The sequence below is a fragment of the Flavobacterium sp. PLA-1-15 genome, assembly GCF_049060005.1.
Classification (GTDB): Bacteria; Bacteroidota; Bacteroidia; order Flavobacteriales; family Flavobacteriaceae; genus Flavobacterium.
Genome location: NZ_JBMGQS010000023.1, coordinates 41,487 through 57,023, shown reverse-complemented (window position 1 = coordinate 57,023; position 15,537 = coordinate 41,487). Strand labels below are relative to the sequence as shown.

Genomic DNA, 15,537 nt, shown 5'->3' with positions numbered 1-15,537 from the left:
TGTTTTTATTTCCATAACCGTAGCAATGCTCAAGGCTTGCGTGATAATTTTTTCGGCATTTGGGCCCTCAAACAGTTCATTTACAGTAGTGTTGAAATGGTTGAGCCAGATTTTATATAGCTCAGACGATAGATATTCCTTTTTGCTGATATCCAAATGAATTTGTGTAAGATTATTGAAATATCCACCCGTGTTGAACAAAGATTGCGACCAAAAAGTAACCAAAATAGGCAAATGTTCTTCCAGTTTTATCTTTACGACATCCGTAAAAACATAGCTAATTGATGCATCGGCGAGGAGTTTTTTATAGAATTCATCTACCAGAAGATAGAGATCGTCTTTATTTTCAATGTCTTTCATAAAATTTTTTTTAAGAAAAAACCCTTTCGGAGAAAATGCTCTGAAAGGGTTTTATTTATCTAAACATAAAATCTTAGTTTTCCATATAGGCTTCGATTGGAGCACAAGAACAGATTAAGTTTCTGTCCCCATAAGCATCGTCCACTCTTCTAACGGATGGCCAGAATTTGTTGTCTGAAATGTATTCCAAAGGAAATGCCGCAGCTTCTCTGGTATAAGGGAAATCCCAAGTATCAGCAGTCAACATTGCCAAAGTATGAGGAGCATTTTTCAAAACGTTATTTTTATCGCTTGAAGTAGCTGCTTCAATTTCTTTTCTGATAGAAATCATCGCGTCACAGAAACGATCCAACTCTTCCAAGTTTTCACTTTCCGTAGGCTCAATCATCAACGTTCCAGCAACCGGGAAAGATACCGTTGGCGCGTGGAAACCATAGTCCATCAAACGTTTTGCAATATCGGTTACTTCGATTCCTTTTTCCTTAAACGGACGGCATTCGATGATCATTTCGTGAGCGGCACGACCCATTTCTCCTGAATATAAAGTATCGTAGTGACCTGTTAATCTTGCTTTGATATAATTTGCATTTAAGATTGCATATCTTGTAGCATCGGTCAAACCTTCAGCTCCAAGCATTGTGATGTATCCGTAAGAAATCAAGCAAACCAAAGCAGAACCCCAAGGTGCAGCAGAAATAGCAGAAATAGCATTTTCACCACCAGTTGGAATGACTGGGTTTGTTGGCAAGAATGGAACCAAGTGTTCTGCAACACAGATTGGCCCAACACCAGGTCCGCCACCTCCGTGAGGAATTGCGAATGTTTTGTGTAAGTTCAAGTGGCAAACGTCCGCTCCAATTGTAGCAGGATTTGTCAATCCAACTTGAGCATTCATATTGGCACCATCCATATAAACTTGTCCACCGTTTTCGTGGATCAGTTTTGTAATTTCAATAATCGAAGCTTCGTAAACACCGTGGGTAGAAGGATAGGTTACCATCAAGCAAGACAAATTATCTTTGTGCTCGATTGCTTTTGCTCTTAAATCTTCCACATCAATATTACCGTTTTCCATTGTTTTGGTTACGATAATTTGCATTCCTGCCAAAGCTGCCGAAGCTGGGTTTGTTCCGTGAGCCGAAGCTGGAATCAAACATACATTTCTGTGGAAATCGCCACGAGAATGGTGGTAAGCACGTATCACCATCAAACCAGCATATTCTCCTTGAGCACCAGAATTAGGCTGTAAAGTTGTTCCTGCAAAACCAGTTACAACGTTCAATTGTTGTTCTAATTTTTTAAGCATCAATTGGTAACCTTGAGCTTGTTCTACTGGAGCAAATGGGTGAATGCTGTTCCAGTTTGGCATACTCAATGGCAACATTTCCGCAGCAGCATTCAATTTCATTGTACAAGAACCTAATGAAATCATAGAATGATTCAAGGCCAAATCTTTTCTTTCCAACATTTTGATGTAACGCATCAAAGCTGTTTCAGAATGGTGTTTGTTGAAAACATCGTGTGTCAAGAATGTGCTGGTTCTCGCTACTGCATCTGGATAATTGGTTTGATTGGTCAATTCAGAAACTTTTATAACTTCTTTTCCTACTGCTTCTGCGAAAATAGAAAGGATGGTATTGATGTCTGAAATGGAAGTCGTTTCGTTGAATGAAATCGAAATCGTATCGTTGTCAATGTAATAGAAGTTTACTTCGTTTTGTTCGGCAATCGCTTTTACTTTTTTAGCATCCGCTTTTACAACGATGGTATCGAAGAAAGCCGTGTTAGTTTGGTAAACGCCTAACTTATTTAAAGCCTCTGCAGTAGTTACAGCCGAAGCGTGAACTTTATCTGCAATATATTCCAATCCTTTTGGACCGTGATAAACCGCATACATTCCAGCCATAACTGCCAAAAGTACTTGAGCCGTACAAATATTTGAAGTCGCTTTTTCACGTTTAATATGCTGTTCGCGTGTTTGCAAAGCCATACGAAGTGCACGATTTCCATTGGTATCAACCGTTACTCCTATGATTCTTCCCGGCATACTTCTCTTGTATTCTTCTTTTGTAGCAAAAAAAGCGGCGTGAGGACCACCATAACCCATCGGAATTCCGAAACGTTGTGTAGTTCCAACTACCACATCAGCTCCCAATTCTCCAGGAGAAGTCAATCGAACCAAACTTAAAATATCAGCAGCAACCGCTACTTTGATGTCATTTGATTTTGCTTTTGAAATAAATCCGGCATAGTCGTAAACCTGACCGAATTTTCCAGGATATTGTAGAATCGCTCCGAAGAAATCATTTCCGAAATCAAACTCTTCGTGGTTTCCAATCACCAATTCAACCCCGATTGGAGTAGAACGTGTTTCTAAAACCGATAATGTCTGTGGTAAAATTTCTTCTGAAACGAAAAATTTATTTACGTTGTTTTTCTTTTGATCTCTCGTTCTAACATCAAAAAGTAATGCCATTGCTTCAGCGGCAGCGGTACCTTCATCCAAAAGAGAGGCATTTGCAATTTCCATTCCAGAAAGTTCAATAACCGTGGTTTGGTAATTCAACAATGCTTCGAGACGACCTTGTGCAATTTCAGCCTGATACGGAGTATAAGCCGTGTACCATCCCGGGTTTTCAAAAACATTTCGTTGAATTGCAGCAGGTACAATTGCAGGATGATATCCCAAACCGATATACGACTTGAATACCTTATTTTTATTTCCTAATTGTTGGATGTGGTTTAAAAACTCATATTCTGTCAAGGCAGGTTCAAGGTTCAAAGGCGCTTTCAAACGGATGTCATCTGGAAGCGTTTCATATATTAATTGCTCTATCGATTCAGCACCAATCGTATGCAACATGTGTTGTAAATCATTTTCTCTTGGACCGATATGTCTTAAAGCAAAAGCATCTGTTTTCATATAAAAATCGTAGGTTGTTTTTTGAGGCACAAATTTACTCATAAATAATAAATTTAAATATGTTTTTAAACTCGTTTTTTGTGATTTTTTAAAGTTTTAGTAGTGATTTTTGTTGGATTCGTTATTTTTGTAAGTATGAAGAGTATCAGGCAAGTATTCGATTTTTATCTTAATGGAAGCATACATGTTGCTTTGGCGGTACTATCATTGGTTTTGATGACCAACCACATGTTCCAGAATCCATTAGATTTGCCAATGGCAGGTTTTGCTTTTTTTGGAACCATTTTCGGATACAACTTTATCAAATACGAAGCTTTTTTCAGAAACAACAAACCATTGTGGGATGAATTGAAAGCCATTGCCGTTTTGAGTTTGCTTTCACTTTTAGCTTCAGCTTATTTCTTTTTTTGTTTGGAAAGCATAACCCAAATTACCGCTATTATTTTCTTCGGATTGACATTTTTATACACGGTTCCTGTCTTTTCACAGAAGAAAAATATCAGAAATTGGAGTGGTGTCAAGATTTATATTGTAGCGATTTGCTGGTCGGGAGTGACCACTTTATTGCCGTTGATGAATGCTGGAACAGCTGTTTTTTCGGACGTAATTCTAAAATGTTGCCAACGTTTTCTGTTGGTCATCATTCTGATATTAATCTTTGAAATAATCGATTTGAGAACGGATGACCCAGCTTTGGAAACCGTTCCGCAGAAAATCGGAGTAAGAAAGACCAAGACTCTAGGGATTCTATTATTGTTTCCCCTTTACTTCTTGGAATTTTTGAAGACGACCGTTGATGCAAATCAGCTTTTGATAAATGCAATTTTAGTAATCGTAACGGCTATGTTTATGATTTTTGCAAATGAAAAACGTTCCAAATATTACACTTCTTTTTGGGTGGAAACTATTCCGGTTTTCTGGCTGTTCTTACTGTGGATTTTCGGCTAGATTCTTTATAATTTCATTCCTTTTTTTGATAAACGAAGTCATGTATTTTTCAAGAATTATCGTATCGAAAAGCTTTCCGAAAATTCCAAAAGGCGCTTCATAGAAAATGTCATCGCTCATAATTGTTTTGCCATCTTCAAATTTAAAAGAATGTTCGTGGCGGAACGATTTGAAGCTTCCTTCGAGCATTTCATCCACAAAATAAATTGGAAAATCCATCTTTGGAATGATGCTTTTATGGTTTTGATAAAAACCAAAATGTTTGCCTCGCCATGTTACGGTTTCATTCAACTCAATCAATCCCGAAGTTCTGCCAGCAATTGCCTTTTCATTGGTTTGTTGTGTCGTGAGCAAATGAATATCGATGTTTCTAGAGAGATTAAAAACGGTTTCGATTGGAGCGCTTATGGTTGTGGTGATTTGGATTTTTGTCATAATTTTATCAAATATAAAATAGAATCCTACAAGGTTTAAAAACCTTGCAGGATTGAAATCAGTTTTAAGTTATGCTTTAAAAACGATTTTCTCAGTTGTTGTCATTTGTGCTTCTCGCGCTTTCCTTTTTCCTCTAAAGAAAAAATACAAGTTAAAGAATAACATCACGCCAAGATAGATAGAAAATCCCCCAATTTTATAACTCAACGCTTCAATTAAAACCTGATAATTATTTTCGTATAAATTCATTTCTAAAATCATCAAGGCAAAACCAATGTTCAAAAGGTAAAAACCCGTCTCGAAAAGTTTGTTTGTCGCTTCGGCAATTTCTTCTCGACCTCTAAAAATATCCAGCATAAATATCTTTCCGTTTTTAAAAAGTGTTTTAGAAACAAAGTAAGTCAGGAATAATGCAATTGGTAAATAAATACAATAACCGATTAAAATTTTTGAAGTTTCCATAATGTAGAATTTAAAGATTTATTTGATTAATTTTTGAATGTAATTCGTTAGGATGAAAATGTTTAAGTAATGTAAGACAGCCAGAATAGCAACTATGATTGCAGTTTTTGAAGCGATGATGGCTACTAATTCGGTACTGTTTGTAATGTTCGACCAACTTATCAAATTCATTGAACAATAACCAATATTGATGAGATAATAACTGATTAAAAGAATCTTATTGATTTGCTGGCACAGTTCTTTGTGATTCGGGATGAGTTCTAAGACAAATATGTTTCCATTCCGGTAGCATATTTTTCCAACAACTACAATGATGTAAATGGTGATAAGTAGGAAAATGATATAGCCAATGATGTTGAGGTTCATAATTTTTCTTTTTTATAAATTATGAGAGATAGATAAACAGCAAGAATTGGTGGTGCTGCGAATAAACAGTAGTTAAGTACGTCATAATCAATGAAATTGGTGTTCAAATACCAGAGTAAAAAAAACAATACTACCGCTGATAAATATATAGTTATTGGTTTGTTGTTTGTATTTGTGAAAAATAAAGTCAAGCCTAACATTACTTGTAAAAATCCGGTTAGCATTGTTGAAAATAAAGCATATCCAAAATAATTTCCAGTAGTATCATTGATAATTATTCCAATTAGTGCTAGAATGATTGGAAGTGATATTGCAAATGTGTTAATGTATTTTATCGTTTTCATATCTATAAATTTTTTAAACTTTCAGAAAAAATTGAAACATTCAATCAAATTTTTTTATTTAATTCGATGACTAATATTATTCTTTATCGGTCTCATTGAATAATTTTTTAAAGGTTTATTTTTCATCTGATAAAAACTATTTCATAATCTTCATCACCAAACGACCAATCCAATTGTCTTTGAATTCGGTCACCTTGTCAATCATATTATCGGCTTTCAAGACGAAACCGTATAATTTTGAAGTCTGTTCCACAAAATGTTTGGTTTCGGCAGATTTGGTTTTATCGATTGAAGAAACATCCTTCAAAACTTTCAAAGCAGGCTTGATTTCTCTTTTGCTTCTTTCCTGTGCAATTTTTACAGCCAATTCATCCAAGTCCTTTTCAGCTGTAAAAAACTCTTTTCGTTCTCCTGATTTGTATTCCTTGTACACAATTCCCCAATCCATCAAGGCACGTAAATTCATACTGGCGTTACCTCTGGAAATCAACAATTCTTCCATAATTTCTTCCATCGAAAGTGCCTCTGGCGAAACCATCAACAAGGCGTGAATTTGTGCCATCGTTTTATTGATTCCCCACTGAGAACCTAAAGCTCCCCAGGTTTGAATGAATTTATTTTTTGCTTCCTTGAATTCCATAGTTCAAATGTATAACTTTATTTTTAAAGTTTCAAAAATATTTGAAACTTATTTTAAAATAAAATGGATTGCCAGAACGTGGAGTCTAACAATCCATTTTTTTATAGTCTAAAAATCTAAGAAGTCTAAAAGTCAAGCAGTCTAAGGTGTCTGCTAATTCTTCAACAACCCTGCTCTTTTCAGCAAAGCATCCGGTTTCGGTTCGCTTCCGCGGAAGCGTTTGTACAAAACCATCGGATGTTCGGTGCCACCTTTTGAAAGTACATTTTCCTTGAATTTCTGTGCCACTTCCGAATTGAAAATGCCTTGCTCTTTAAAATATTCAAAAGCATCGGCATCCAAAACCTCAGCCCATTTATAGCTGTAATATCCCGAAGAATAACCACCCTGAAAAATGTGCGAAAACGACGTACTCATTGCATTTTCTGCCACATCAGGATATAATTTTGTAGAAGCGAATTGTTCGGTTTCAAAATCCTTGATGGAAGTGATACCAGTTGGGTCTTGTCCGTGCCAAGCCATATCGAGCAATCCGAAACTCAATTGTCGCATCGTAGCCAAACCTTCTTGGAAACTCGCACTTTCCTTGATCTTTTGGATGTATTCCGTCGGGATCACTTCTCCGGTTTCATAATGATGGGCAAACAAAGCCAAAGCTTCCGGTTCGTAACACCAATTTTCAAAAATCTGGCTAGGCAATTCCACAAAATCCCAATAAACGCTTGTTCCCGATAAACTTGGATAAACCGTATCGGCTAACATTCCGTGCAAAGCGTGACCAAATTCGTGGAATAATGTCGTTACTTCATTAAAAGTCAATAAAGATGGTTTTGTTTCCGTTGGTTTTGTAAAATTACAAACTATCGAAACGTGAGGCCTTTCGTTATTTCCGCCTAAAACATATTGCGATTTATAGGAAGTCATCCAGGCACCATTTCGTTTGCCTTTTCGAGGGAAGAAATCAGCATAAAAAATCGAAACCAAATCACCTTTGATGTCTTTTACTTCATACGTTTTTACATCTAGATTGTATTTTTCAACATCGTTTACTTCGACGAAAGTCAAACCAAATAATTTATTGGAAACCGTGAAAGCACCTTCCAAGACATTTTCTAGTTTGAAGTAAGGCTTCAGTTTTTCATCATCCAAATTAAACAATTGCTGTTTTAATTTTTCCGAATAATAGGCTCCGTCCCATTTTTCCAAAGTCTCAATTCCGTCCAAATTCTTTGCAAATTGTGATAATTGCTCAAATTCTTTCAAAGCAGACGGTTTCGCTTTTTCCAAAAGATTATTTAAAAAAGTATTCACCTTTTCAGGATTTTCCGCCATTCTTTCTTCCAAAACAAAATGAGCGTGCGAAGCATAACCTAGCAATTTAGCACGTTCAAAACGCAATCGTGCAATGTCCAATACAATTTGCTCGTTGTCGTGTTTGTTTTTCTGGAAGCCTTTTGCTCCAAAGGCAATCGCCATTTTCTTACGCAATTCACGATTATCAGCATACGTCAAAAACGGAACGTAACTTGGATAATCCAGCGTGAAAATCCAACCTTCTTTTTCTTGACTTTTTGCTATTTCCTTTGCAGCTTCAATCGTTCCTTCAGGTAAACCGGAAAGGTCTTTTTCATCTGTAATATGCAATTGAAAAGCATGCGTCTCGGCCAAGACATTTTCACCAAATTCCAGACTTATCTTGGATAATTCCTTGTCTATTTCACGCAATTGATTTTTCTTTTCTTCGGATAAATTGGCTCCGTTTCTAGAAAAACTCTTGTATTTTTTATCCAATAAAGTGATTTGTTCAGGCGTTAAATTCAAACCTGCTTTTGAATCATAAACCGTTTTAACTCTTTTAAACAAATTGGCATTCAAACGAACATCATTTCCAAATTCGGAAAGCAATGGCGATACTTCTTGAGCAATCTGTTGCAATTCGTCATTGGTTTCAGCCGAATGGAGGTTGAAAAAAATGCTTGAAATCCGGTCCAAAGTCGCACCCCTGAAAGCCATGGCTTCAATAGTATTTTCGAAAGTAGGAGTTTCTGGATTATTTACGATGGCATCAATTTCAGCCTTTGCACTCGCAATTCCTTCCTTAAAAGCGGGAAGATATTCTTCGGTTTTTATTTGAGAAAAAGGAGCTGTATCGTGTTTTGTAGTGAATTTATGAAGTAGAACTGACATATATTTTTAACGATTAAGTTTTTAATTAATGTTTTCAAAAGTATGAAATAGAGCAGTAATTTGAAAGGCTGTTGTGAAAAGGTTAAGGCAATAGTTATAGAAATGTTATTTAATAGCTTCTCCTTTTTATTTCCCCTAACTTGTCAAAAAAGAGAACATCATGAAATATAAGGTAGAGATCCAGAACATTGAAATTGTAGATGAAATTGCGAATTATTGGACAAACGAAGATTACGTAAACCTGTTGGGAAAGTTTGAGTTTCCAGATGCAGAAAGTATAAAACCTGAAAATCTTTTAGAATATCTAAAGATGGCAATTTCAGATTTTGAGCCAAAAGAGGCATCGAAAATTCTTTTAGAACACAAACTCTCAGAAGATTTAACAGAAGGCCAAATCGACCAGATTTCAAATGACATGCTCTTGGATAAAGTATGTGAGGAATATCCGGTAATTGCATTGCATGCAAAATTATTTCATGTGAACCAGTTACTTTTTAAGGCCTACAACGGTACGTTTCCAAATGCAAAAGCTTCAATAATTGATTGTTCTTTTGAAGCAATTGACGCCAAAGAAGAAACAAAAATCACAAAGGAAATGGCATTGGTTTTATTGAAAGACGGACTTTCTGGAAGTAATTTGATTAAGAGGATGTTTGAAACACAATTGAATCAGGAGGATGCTTTTCCAGATGCGGAAGGAATCGTTTGGTATTTAGAAAGTCAAGACCATGTGAATTATAAACTCACCACTTCAGAATATTGGATCAGCCGTGAAGATATTGTGGCTTCAGAATTTGAAGGCGTTTTTGTGGAAGCAGAATAGTTTTAACCGTAAAGTTCGCAAAGTTGTGAACGCAAAGGACACAAAGGTTTGTGAACTTAGCGTAAATCTTTGTGTTCTTTGCGGTTAAAAAAATTATTTCAAACCTTCCGAAGCTTTCATTACAGCCGCTTTCAAACCTTCTTTATAAGCAATCATTTTATCTTGAACCGTTTTATCTGAACTTCCGATAATCTGTGCCGCCAAGATTCCAGCATTTTTAGCTCCATTTAATGCTACAGTTGCCACGGGAACACCGCCCGGCATTTGTAAGATTGATAAGATACTGTCCCATCCATCAATAGAGTTACTTGATTTTACAGGAACCCCAATTACAGGAAGTGGCGACATAGAAGCTACCATTCCCGGTAAATGAGCAGCCCCACCAGCTCCAGCTATCACAACTGAAATGCCTCTTTTATGGGCATTCATGCTGAAATCAAAAAGCTTTTCTGGAGTCCTGTGAGCCGAAACGATATCTACTTCCGTTTCAATTCCGAATTCCTTTAATATATCGATGGCATCCTGCATGACGGGCATGTCTGAAATGGATCCCATTATTATGGCTACTTTGCTCATTTGTTTTTATTTAATGATTAAAGGATTTAAAGATTTAAAGATTCAGTTCTTCAATTTTAAACCATTAATCTTTTAATTTACTAATTACTCTTATCAACCCCTTCACTTCCTCTGCAATCTTCCTCGCTTTAACAATATCCTCATCTACAATCGTCACATGTCCCATCTTTCTAAAAGGCCTCGTTTCACGCTTGCCGTAGATATGAGGTGTTACGCCATCAATTGCTAATATTTTTTCAATATTTTCATAGACTACATCGCCAGAAAAACCTTCGGCTCCCACCAAGTTGACCATGATTCCGGCCACTTTGCTATCGGTATTTCCTAAAGGTAAATCTAGAATAGCCCTCAAATGATTTTCAAATTGCGAAGTATAACTGGCTTCAATCGAATAATGTCCCGAATTGTGTGGTCTTGGAGCGACTTCATTTACCAAGATTTCATCATCTTCGGTTTGAAACATCTCTACCGCCAAAAGTCCGACGTGGTTGAATTTTTCCGAAACTTCAAGCGCAATGGCTCGTGCTTTTTGTGCTACAGCATCATCAATCCTGGCCGGACAAATCACATATTCTACTTGATTCGCTTCAGGATGGAATTCCATTTCTACCACAGGATACGTCTTGATATCGCCTTTTGGATTTCTTACCACAATTACCGCCAATTCATTCTTGAACGGAACCATATCTTCGGCAATACATTCCACATCGGGAAGATTTTCCAGATCGACTACGGAACGAACCACTTTTACGCCATTACCGTCGTACCCAAATTCAGTGCTTTTCCATACAAAAGGCAATGGGATTTTTCCTTCCAAACAATGGAGGACCAATGTTTTAAGGTTTTCAAATAATCTGAAATTCGAAGTTGGGATGTTGTTGTCCTTGTAAAAAGCTTTCTGTCTGCCTTTGTTTTGAATGCCACGAAGCGTAGCCGGAGAAGGGTATACTTTAACTCCTTCTGCTTCCAATTTCTCCAAAGCGTCCAGGTTTACAAGCTCAATTTCAAAAGTCAGAACATCTACTTGTTTGCCAAAATTATACACCGTATCAAAATCCATCAGGCTTCCCTGAAAGAATTTGTTGCACGCCATTCGGCTTGGCGCTTCAGCACTCGGATCGAGAACATACGTTTGGATATCGAACTTTCGGGTATCTGACAAGAGCATTTTCCCTAGCTGGCCTCCGCCTAAGATACCGAGTTTGAAATCGGAAGAAAAATAATTCATTGTTGTTGTGTTGTTGTGTCTGCAAATATAGGTATTTAGGAGGCAATTTAAAAGTAAGGATTTGCAAGAATAAGCACTACATTCTATAAATATTTGCTAAATCCCAACCCGCCTTTTACAAATTTTGTAAATTTATAAAGTAACCCAACTATCCCGCTATGAATTCATCAGTTATTCCGCCTGACGGAGGATTCCCATATACCGAAACCAATATGGACTATCTTTTTCCAGAACCTTTAAATGCCATAACCTCTATTTTCTTCTTGCTTTTGGCAGGTTATTGGACCTATAAATTAAGAGGACAAGTAAAACAGCATCCGTTTCTATTTGCTTGCGTTTTGCTTTTATATGTTGGTGGAATCGGCGGAACCATCTACCACGGTCTGCGTCAATGGAGTTTCTTTATCATGATGGATTGGTTGCCGATCGCGCTGATTTGTATTTCTGCAGGCGTTTATTTTCTGGTTAAGGTTACGCGATGGTATTTTGCGATAGGAGTGGTGTTCGTCTACATCGGGCTGTCGTTTTATCTGCGGAATAAAATCGATGCGCATCTTTTTATTAACATCAATTATGCTATTCTGGCAGGTTTGGTATTGCTTCCTGTTTCCGCTTTTTTAGTGGCTACAAGATTCAGAAATGGGATCTGGGTTGCAATTGGATTGCTGTCTTTTATCGTGGCTTTGTTTTTCAGAATTGCCGACCGCTGGGATTTGCTACACTTCGGAACACATTTCCTATGGCACGTTTTCGGAGCGGTGGCCGCCTGGAGCATGTTCCATTATATTTATCTGATCAACGAGAATAAGGTAATGGAAACCCGAAGCATCTCCTAGGACCTGATTTTTGCAATATGATTTTTATCATATTTTATCACAATCCCAATTCTAATATTTGCAGTTATTCAATTTTAAAAAATGACTGCAACTACCAATTTACATACGTTTCACATTCCTGTAATGGGCTTGTCCTATACGATTGACAGCCCAATTCGTGTGGCGCAATACGGAATTTCATCGGTTATCTCGATTGTAGATGACGAGCTGATCGAAAAGATGAACGCCTTTTACAGCAAGAAATTCAACCTGCCGTATCAGGAAATCACACAGAAAATCCAAGACTACAGGGCTGAAAGAATTACGTCCTATCTGAATCTTGTGGATAAGATCGTAAAGGAAAAATTCGATCATTTCAAAACCGAACTCTCCGAAAGCAAACAAGCTGTAAGCGATTTTCTGGCAATGCTTCCGAATCAATCTTCTGTAAAAAAAGGATTGAAAAATCTTATCGAGGAAGGTACTTTGGTAAAGGAACACTTGATGGATTTTGTTGAAAAGCATTTGACGCCAGGCGAAATAGATGTCAATATTATGACGAAGGTCGACAAGGAAAATTTCATCAAGAACGATGCCTTGCCGGGCGAATTCAATGATGCACATGCTGCGCTTCGCGGATTTGCCAAAAGCAACCTTAATTCTTCTGTAGTACTTTCTGCCGGAATGAATCCGAGACTGTACAGCTATTTTGAAAACTTTCCAGATTTCTTCCCAGATGAAAATAATACCCTTAAAAAGAAAATCATCCTGAAGGTAAGCGACTTCCGTTCGGCGATGATTCAAGGAAATTTCTTGGCGAAAAAAGGACTTTGGGTTTCTGAATACCGAATAGAATCCGGACTCAATTGCGGTGGTCACGCCTTTGCTACCGATGGTTTTCTGCTCGGGCCAATTATGGAAGAGTTTAAGAATAAAAAACAAGAGCTTATTGAAAGCGCCTATCAATTGATGGTAAAAGCTTTGGAACAGAAAGGGCTCGCAGTGCCGTCAAAGCCATTGGAGTTGAAAATTACGGTGCAAGGTGGAGTAGGTACGGCCGAGGAACACGATTTCCTATTGGCAAATTATAACGTTGATTCGGTAGGCTGGGGTTCGCCTTTCCTGCTTGTTCCAGAAGCCACCTGTGTCGACAAGGAAACACGAAATTTATTAGCGAAAGCCCAAGAAAAAGATTTGTACCTGAGTCATATTTCGCCTTTGGGAGTGCCCTTCAATACAATAAAAGGAACGACAAACGAAGCCCTCAAAACAAACCGTATCGCCGAAAACAAGGCAGGAAGTTCGTGTCCTAAAAAGTTTCTTGCCCTCAGTCGGGAGTTTGACGACAAAGGAATTTGTACGGCTTCAAGAAAATACCAGCAAAGGAAACTCGAACTTTTAGAAGAGCAAAAAGACGAATTGACAACAGCTGTCTATGAGAAAGAGAAGTTTGCCATTACCGAAAAAGCCTGCCTTTGTGTAGGTTTGGCGAATTCTTCCTATCTCGAATTGGGTGTGCAGATAAAAGGAGAAGCGCAAGGTGTTGTCATCTGTCCGGGACCCAATATGGCGTATTTCGACAGGGAAATTTCACTCAAGGAAATGAGTCAGCATATTTATGGAAACGCAAATGTGATGCAGAATGAAAACCGACCAAATATGTTTGTGAAGGAACTGCAATTGTATGTCGATTATCTTCAAAAGGAACTGCAAAATACGGTGGAAGCCACAACGGCTCAACTGAAAAAGTGGAACTCTTTTAGAACGAATTTGCTAAACGGAATTGCTTATTACGAGGAGTTATTCCTAAACAGTCTGCATTTCAGAAAAGAAAAGGATAAAATGTTTGAAGCCTTTTATGAAATCAAAAATGAATTGCAAGCTATTGAATTTGAAGAAAAACAAGCTGAGTTTCAAATTTAGATAAAACCCTTTGCGTCTTAGCGCCTTTGCGAGATAAATTTCACGCAAAGGCGCCAAGACGCAAAGTTCGCTTAGTATGATAATTGTCATTTTAAATCCTCGGAGCCCGCTTTACCTTTGATCATTGAAATTTCCCAATCATGAAAAATTCGCTTATCCAAAAATACAATGTCCCAGGTCCACGATATACCAGCTACCCGACGGTTCCGTATTGGGATGAATCTAATTTTTACTACGATAAATGGGTGGATTCACTCCAAAAATCTTTTGCCGAAAGCAATGCTTCCGAGGGCATAAGTCTTTATATCCATTTGCCTTTCTGTGAGAGTATGTGCACGTTTTGCGGTTGCCATAAGCGTATTACCAAGAACCATTCTTTGGAGGATCCTTACATCACGGCGGTACTTAAGGAATGGCGTTTGTATTGCCAGATTTTAGGTGAAAAGCCAATTGTCAAGGAAGTGCATCTGGGAGGTGGAACACCTACTTTTTTCTCCGTCAAAAACCTGGAAGACCTCATCAACGGGATCTTTAAAAATGCGACCAAACATGCAGATTGCGATATGAGTTTTGAAGGTCACCCCAACAATACTACCCGCGAACACCTGCAGAGATTATACAATTTAGGTTTCAGAAGGGTGAGTTTTGGTGTGCAGGATTATTCGCAAAAGGTGCAGAAAGCGATTCATAGGATTCAGCCTTTTCAAAATGTGGCGAAGGTGACTTTTCAGGCTAGGGAAATTGGCTATACTTCTATCAGCCACGACATTATTTTCGGACTGCCTTTTCAGGAGGTTTTGGATGTGGTGGATACCATCGAGAAGACAAAATCATTGCTTCCGGACCGATTGGCTTTCTACAGTTATGCGCATGTGCCGTGGATAAAAGGCAACGGACAACGCGGTTTCAAGGATGAAGATTTGCCTCAAGACGATCAAAAAAGAATGCTGTATGAAATAGGGAAATCACTGCTTCATAAAAACGGCTACCACGAGATTGGGATGGATCATTTTGCGTTGAAAAAGGACAGTATGTATACCGCTTTCCAGGACGGAAACCTGCACCGCAATTTTATGGGCTACAGTGCTTCCAAAACCCAGCTGATGATAGGTTTAGGCGTGTCCTCTATTGGCGACAGCTGGTATGGTTTTGCCCAAAACATCAAAGATTTGGAAGATTATTACCAATTATTGGAATGGGACAAATTGCCTGTTTTTAAAGGGCATATCCTTACTGAGGAAGACCTCATCATCCGAAAACATATCCTCAACCTGATGTGCAAATTTGAAACTTCGTGGAAAGACCGAAGCGTTTATTTTGACGAATTGCCCGAAGTCCTGATACAACTCACCGAAATGGAACAGGACGGTCTAATAAGCATCAACAAAGATTCCATACAGGTTACCGAAGTAGGAAAACCTTTTGTACGGAACATTTGTATGGCGTTTGATTTACGCTTAAAGCGGAAGGCTCCGGACAGACAGTTGTTTTCTTTGACGGTGTAGGA

At 37.9% G+C, this 15,537-nt stretch carries 15 protein-coding genes; 5 read left to right on the top strand and 10 right to left on the bottom strand.

What is annotated here, in order from left to right; all coding sequences use genetic code 11:
* On the bottom strand, positions 1-360 hold a 360-nt coding region (locus ACI6PS_RS12860), incomplete at its 3' end, for a group III truncated hemoglobin (RefSeq protein WP_421012978.1).
* 73 nt (positions 361-433) lie between these two features.
* On the bottom strand, positions 434-3,283 hold the full coding sequence (gene gcvP / locus ACI6PS_RS12855) for an aminomethyl-transferring glycine dehydrogenase (protein WP_421012979.1): 2,850 nt from the start codon (positions 3,281-3,283) through the stop codon (positions 434-436).
* A gap of 135 nt (positions 3,284-3,418) precedes the next feature.
* On the opposite strand from gcvP, the gene ACI6PS_RS12850 reads away from it, so the two are divergent.
* A complete protein-coding gene (locus ACI6PS_RS12850) occupies positions 3,419-4,231 on the top strand; it encodes a hypothetical protein (protein ID WP_421012977.1) in 813 nt (270 codons plus the stop codon).
* Here ACI6PS_RS12850 and ACI6PS_RS12845 read toward each other — a convergent pair.
* From ACI6PS_RS12845 to ACI6PS_RS12820, 6 genes are all read right to left on the bottom strand, one after another.
* Positions 4,211-4,666 (bottom strand): SRPBCC family protein, encoded by a 456-nt coding sequence (locus tag ACI6PS_RS12845; protein ID WP_421012976.1) that lies wholly within the window; start codon positions 4,664-4,666, stop codon positions 4,211-4,213. The two genes, ACI6PS_RS12850 and ACI6PS_RS12845, sit on opposite strands and share 21 nt — an antisense overlap.
* Before the next feature lie 69 nt (positions 4,667-4,735).
* Positions 4,736-5,128, bottom strand: coding sequence for a hypothetical protein (locus ACI6PS_RS12840; protein WP_421012975.1), 393 nt, complete (start codon positions 5,126-5,128; stop codon positions 4,736-4,738).
* Positions 5,129-5,146: 18 nt separating this feature from the next.
* Positions 5,147-5,494: a hypothetical protein gene (locus tag ACI6PS_RS12835; protein WP_421012974.1), complete on the bottom strand. Its 348-nt coding sequence runs from the start codon at positions 5,492-5,494 to the stop codon at positions 5,147-5,149.
* Entirely contained in the window at positions 5,491-5,838 is a 348-nt protein-coding gene (locus ACI6PS_RS12830; protein ID WP_421012973.1) for a hypothetical protein, read from the bottom strand. The genes ACI6PS_RS12835 and ACI6PS_RS12830 overlap by 4 nt, the downstream gene beginning before the upstream one ends.
* Before the next feature lie 136 nt (positions 5,839-5,974).
* Positions 5,975-6,478, bottom strand: a complete 504-nt coding sequence (locus ACI6PS_RS12825) for a GbsR/MarR family transcriptional regulator (protein ID WP_421012972.1) — start codon at positions 6,476-6,478, stop codon at positions 5,975-5,977.
* Positions 6,479-6,631: 153 nt separating this feature from the next.
* Positions 6,632-8,665, bottom strand: coding sequence for a M3 family metallopeptidase (locus tag ACI6PS_RS12820; protein WP_421012971.1), 2,034 nt, complete (start codon positions 8,663-8,665; stop codon positions 6,632-6,634).
* 160 nt (positions 8,666-8,825) lie between these two features.
* On the opposite strand from ACI6PS_RS12820, the gene ACI6PS_RS12815 reads away from it, so the two are divergent.
* Positions 8,826-9,488, top strand: coding sequence for a hypothetical protein (locus tag ACI6PS_RS12815; RefSeq protein WP_421012970.1), 663 nt, complete (start codon positions 8,826-8,828; stop codon positions 9,486-9,488).
* Positions 9,489-9,581: 93 nt separating this feature from the next.
* Here ACI6PS_RS12815 and purE read toward each other — a convergent pair whose 3' ends face one another.
* Positions 9,582-10,064, bottom strand: a complete 483-nt coding sequence (purE, locus tag ACI6PS_RS12810; RefSeq protein ID WP_421012969.1) for a 5-(carboxyamino)imidazole ribonucleotide mutase — start codon at positions 10,062-10,064, stop codon at positions 9,582-9,584.
* 64 nt (positions 10,065-10,128) lie between these two features.
* Positions 10,129-11,292, bottom strand: a complete 1,164-nt coding sequence (locus ACI6PS_RS12805; protein ID WP_421012968.1) for a 5-(carboxyamino)imidazole ribonucleotide synthase — start codon at positions 11,290-11,292, stop codon at positions 10,129-10,131.
* 158 nt (positions 11,293-11,450) lie between these two features.
* Here ACI6PS_RS12805 and ACI6PS_RS12800 point away from each other — a divergent pair, with 158 nt between their 5' ends.
* From ACI6PS_RS12800 to hemN, 3 genes are all read left to right on the top strand, one after another.
* A complete protein-coding gene (locus ACI6PS_RS12800) occupies positions 11,451-12,128 on the top strand; it encodes a hypothetical protein (protein ID WP_421012967.1) in 678 nt (225 codons plus the stop codon).
* An 81-nt stretch (positions 12,129-12,209) separates the two neighbouring features.
* Positions 12,210-14,030 (top strand): hypothetical protein, encoded by a 1,821-nt coding sequence (locus tag ACI6PS_RS12795; RefSeq protein ID WP_421012966.1) that lies wholly within the window; start codon positions 12,210-12,212, stop codon positions 14,028-14,030.
* Positions 14,031-14,170: 140 nt separating this feature from the next.
* On the top strand, positions 14,171-15,535 hold the full coding sequence (gene hemN / locus ACI6PS_RS12790; RefSeq protein WP_421012965.1) for an oxygen-independent coproporphyrinogen III oxidase: 1,365 nt from the start codon (positions 14,171-14,173) through the stop codon (positions 15,533-15,535).
* Positions 15,536-15,537: the final 2 nt, after the last annotated feature.

What these genes read in the sequence shown, in the direction of transcription:
- gcvP (WP_421012979.1), bottom strand. Translation starts at nt 3,283, where the DNA reads ATGAAAACAGATGCTTTTGCTTTAAGACATATCGGTCCAAGAGAAAAT.
- ACI6PS_RS12850 (WP_421012977.1), top strand. Translation starts at nt 3,419, where the DNA reads ATGAAGAGTATCAGGCAAGTATTCGATTTTTATCTTAATGGAAGCATA.
- ACI6PS_RS12845 (WP_421012976.1), bottom strand. Translation starts at nt 4,666, where the DNA reads ATGACAAAAATCCAAATCACCACAACCATAAGCGCTCCAATCGAAACC.
- ACI6PS_RS12840 (WP_421012975.1), bottom strand. Translation starts at nt 5,128, where the DNA reads ATGGAAACTTCAAAAATTTTAATCGGTTATTGTATTTATTTACCAATT.
- ACI6PS_RS12835 (WP_421012974.1), bottom strand. Translation starts at nt 5,494, where the DNA reads ATGAACCTCAACATCATTGGCTATATCATTTTCCTACTTATCACCATT.
- ACI6PS_RS12830 (WP_421012973.1), bottom strand. Translation starts at nt 5,838, where the DNA reads ATGAAAACGATAAAATACATTAACACATTTGCAATATCACTTCCAATC.
- ACI6PS_RS12825 (WP_421012972.1), bottom strand. Translation starts at nt 6,478, where the DNA reads ATGGAATTCAAGGAAGCAAAAAATAAATTCATTCAAACCTGGGGAGCT.
- ACI6PS_RS12820 (WP_421012971.1), bottom strand. Translation starts at nt 8,665, where the DNA reads ATGTCAGTTCTACTTCATAAATTCACTACAAAACACGATACAGCTCCT.
- ACI6PS_RS12815 (WP_421012970.1), top strand. Translation starts at nt 8,826, where the DNA reads ATGAAATATAAGGTAGAGATCCAGAACATTGAAATTGTAGATGAAATT.
- purE (WP_421012969.1), bottom strand. Translation starts at nt 10,064, where the DNA reads ATGAGCAAAGTAGCCATAATAATGGGATCCATTTCAGACATGCCCGTC.
- ACI6PS_RS12805 (WP_421012968.1), bottom strand. Translation starts at nt 11,292, where the DNA reads ATGAATTATTTTTCTTCCGATTTCAAACTCGGTATCTTAGGCGGAGGC.
- ACI6PS_RS12800 (WP_421012967.1), top strand. Translation starts at nt 11,451, where the DNA reads ATGAATTCATCAGTTATTCCGCCTGACGGAGGATTCCCATATACCGAA.
- ACI6PS_RS12795 (WP_421012966.1), top strand. Translation starts at nt 12,210, where the DNA reads ATGACTGCAACTACCAATTTACATACGTTTCACATTCCTGTAATGGGC.
- hemN (WP_421012965.1), top strand. Translation starts at nt 14,171, where the DNA reads ATGAAAAATTCGCTTATCCAAAAATACAATGTCCCAGGTCCACGATAT.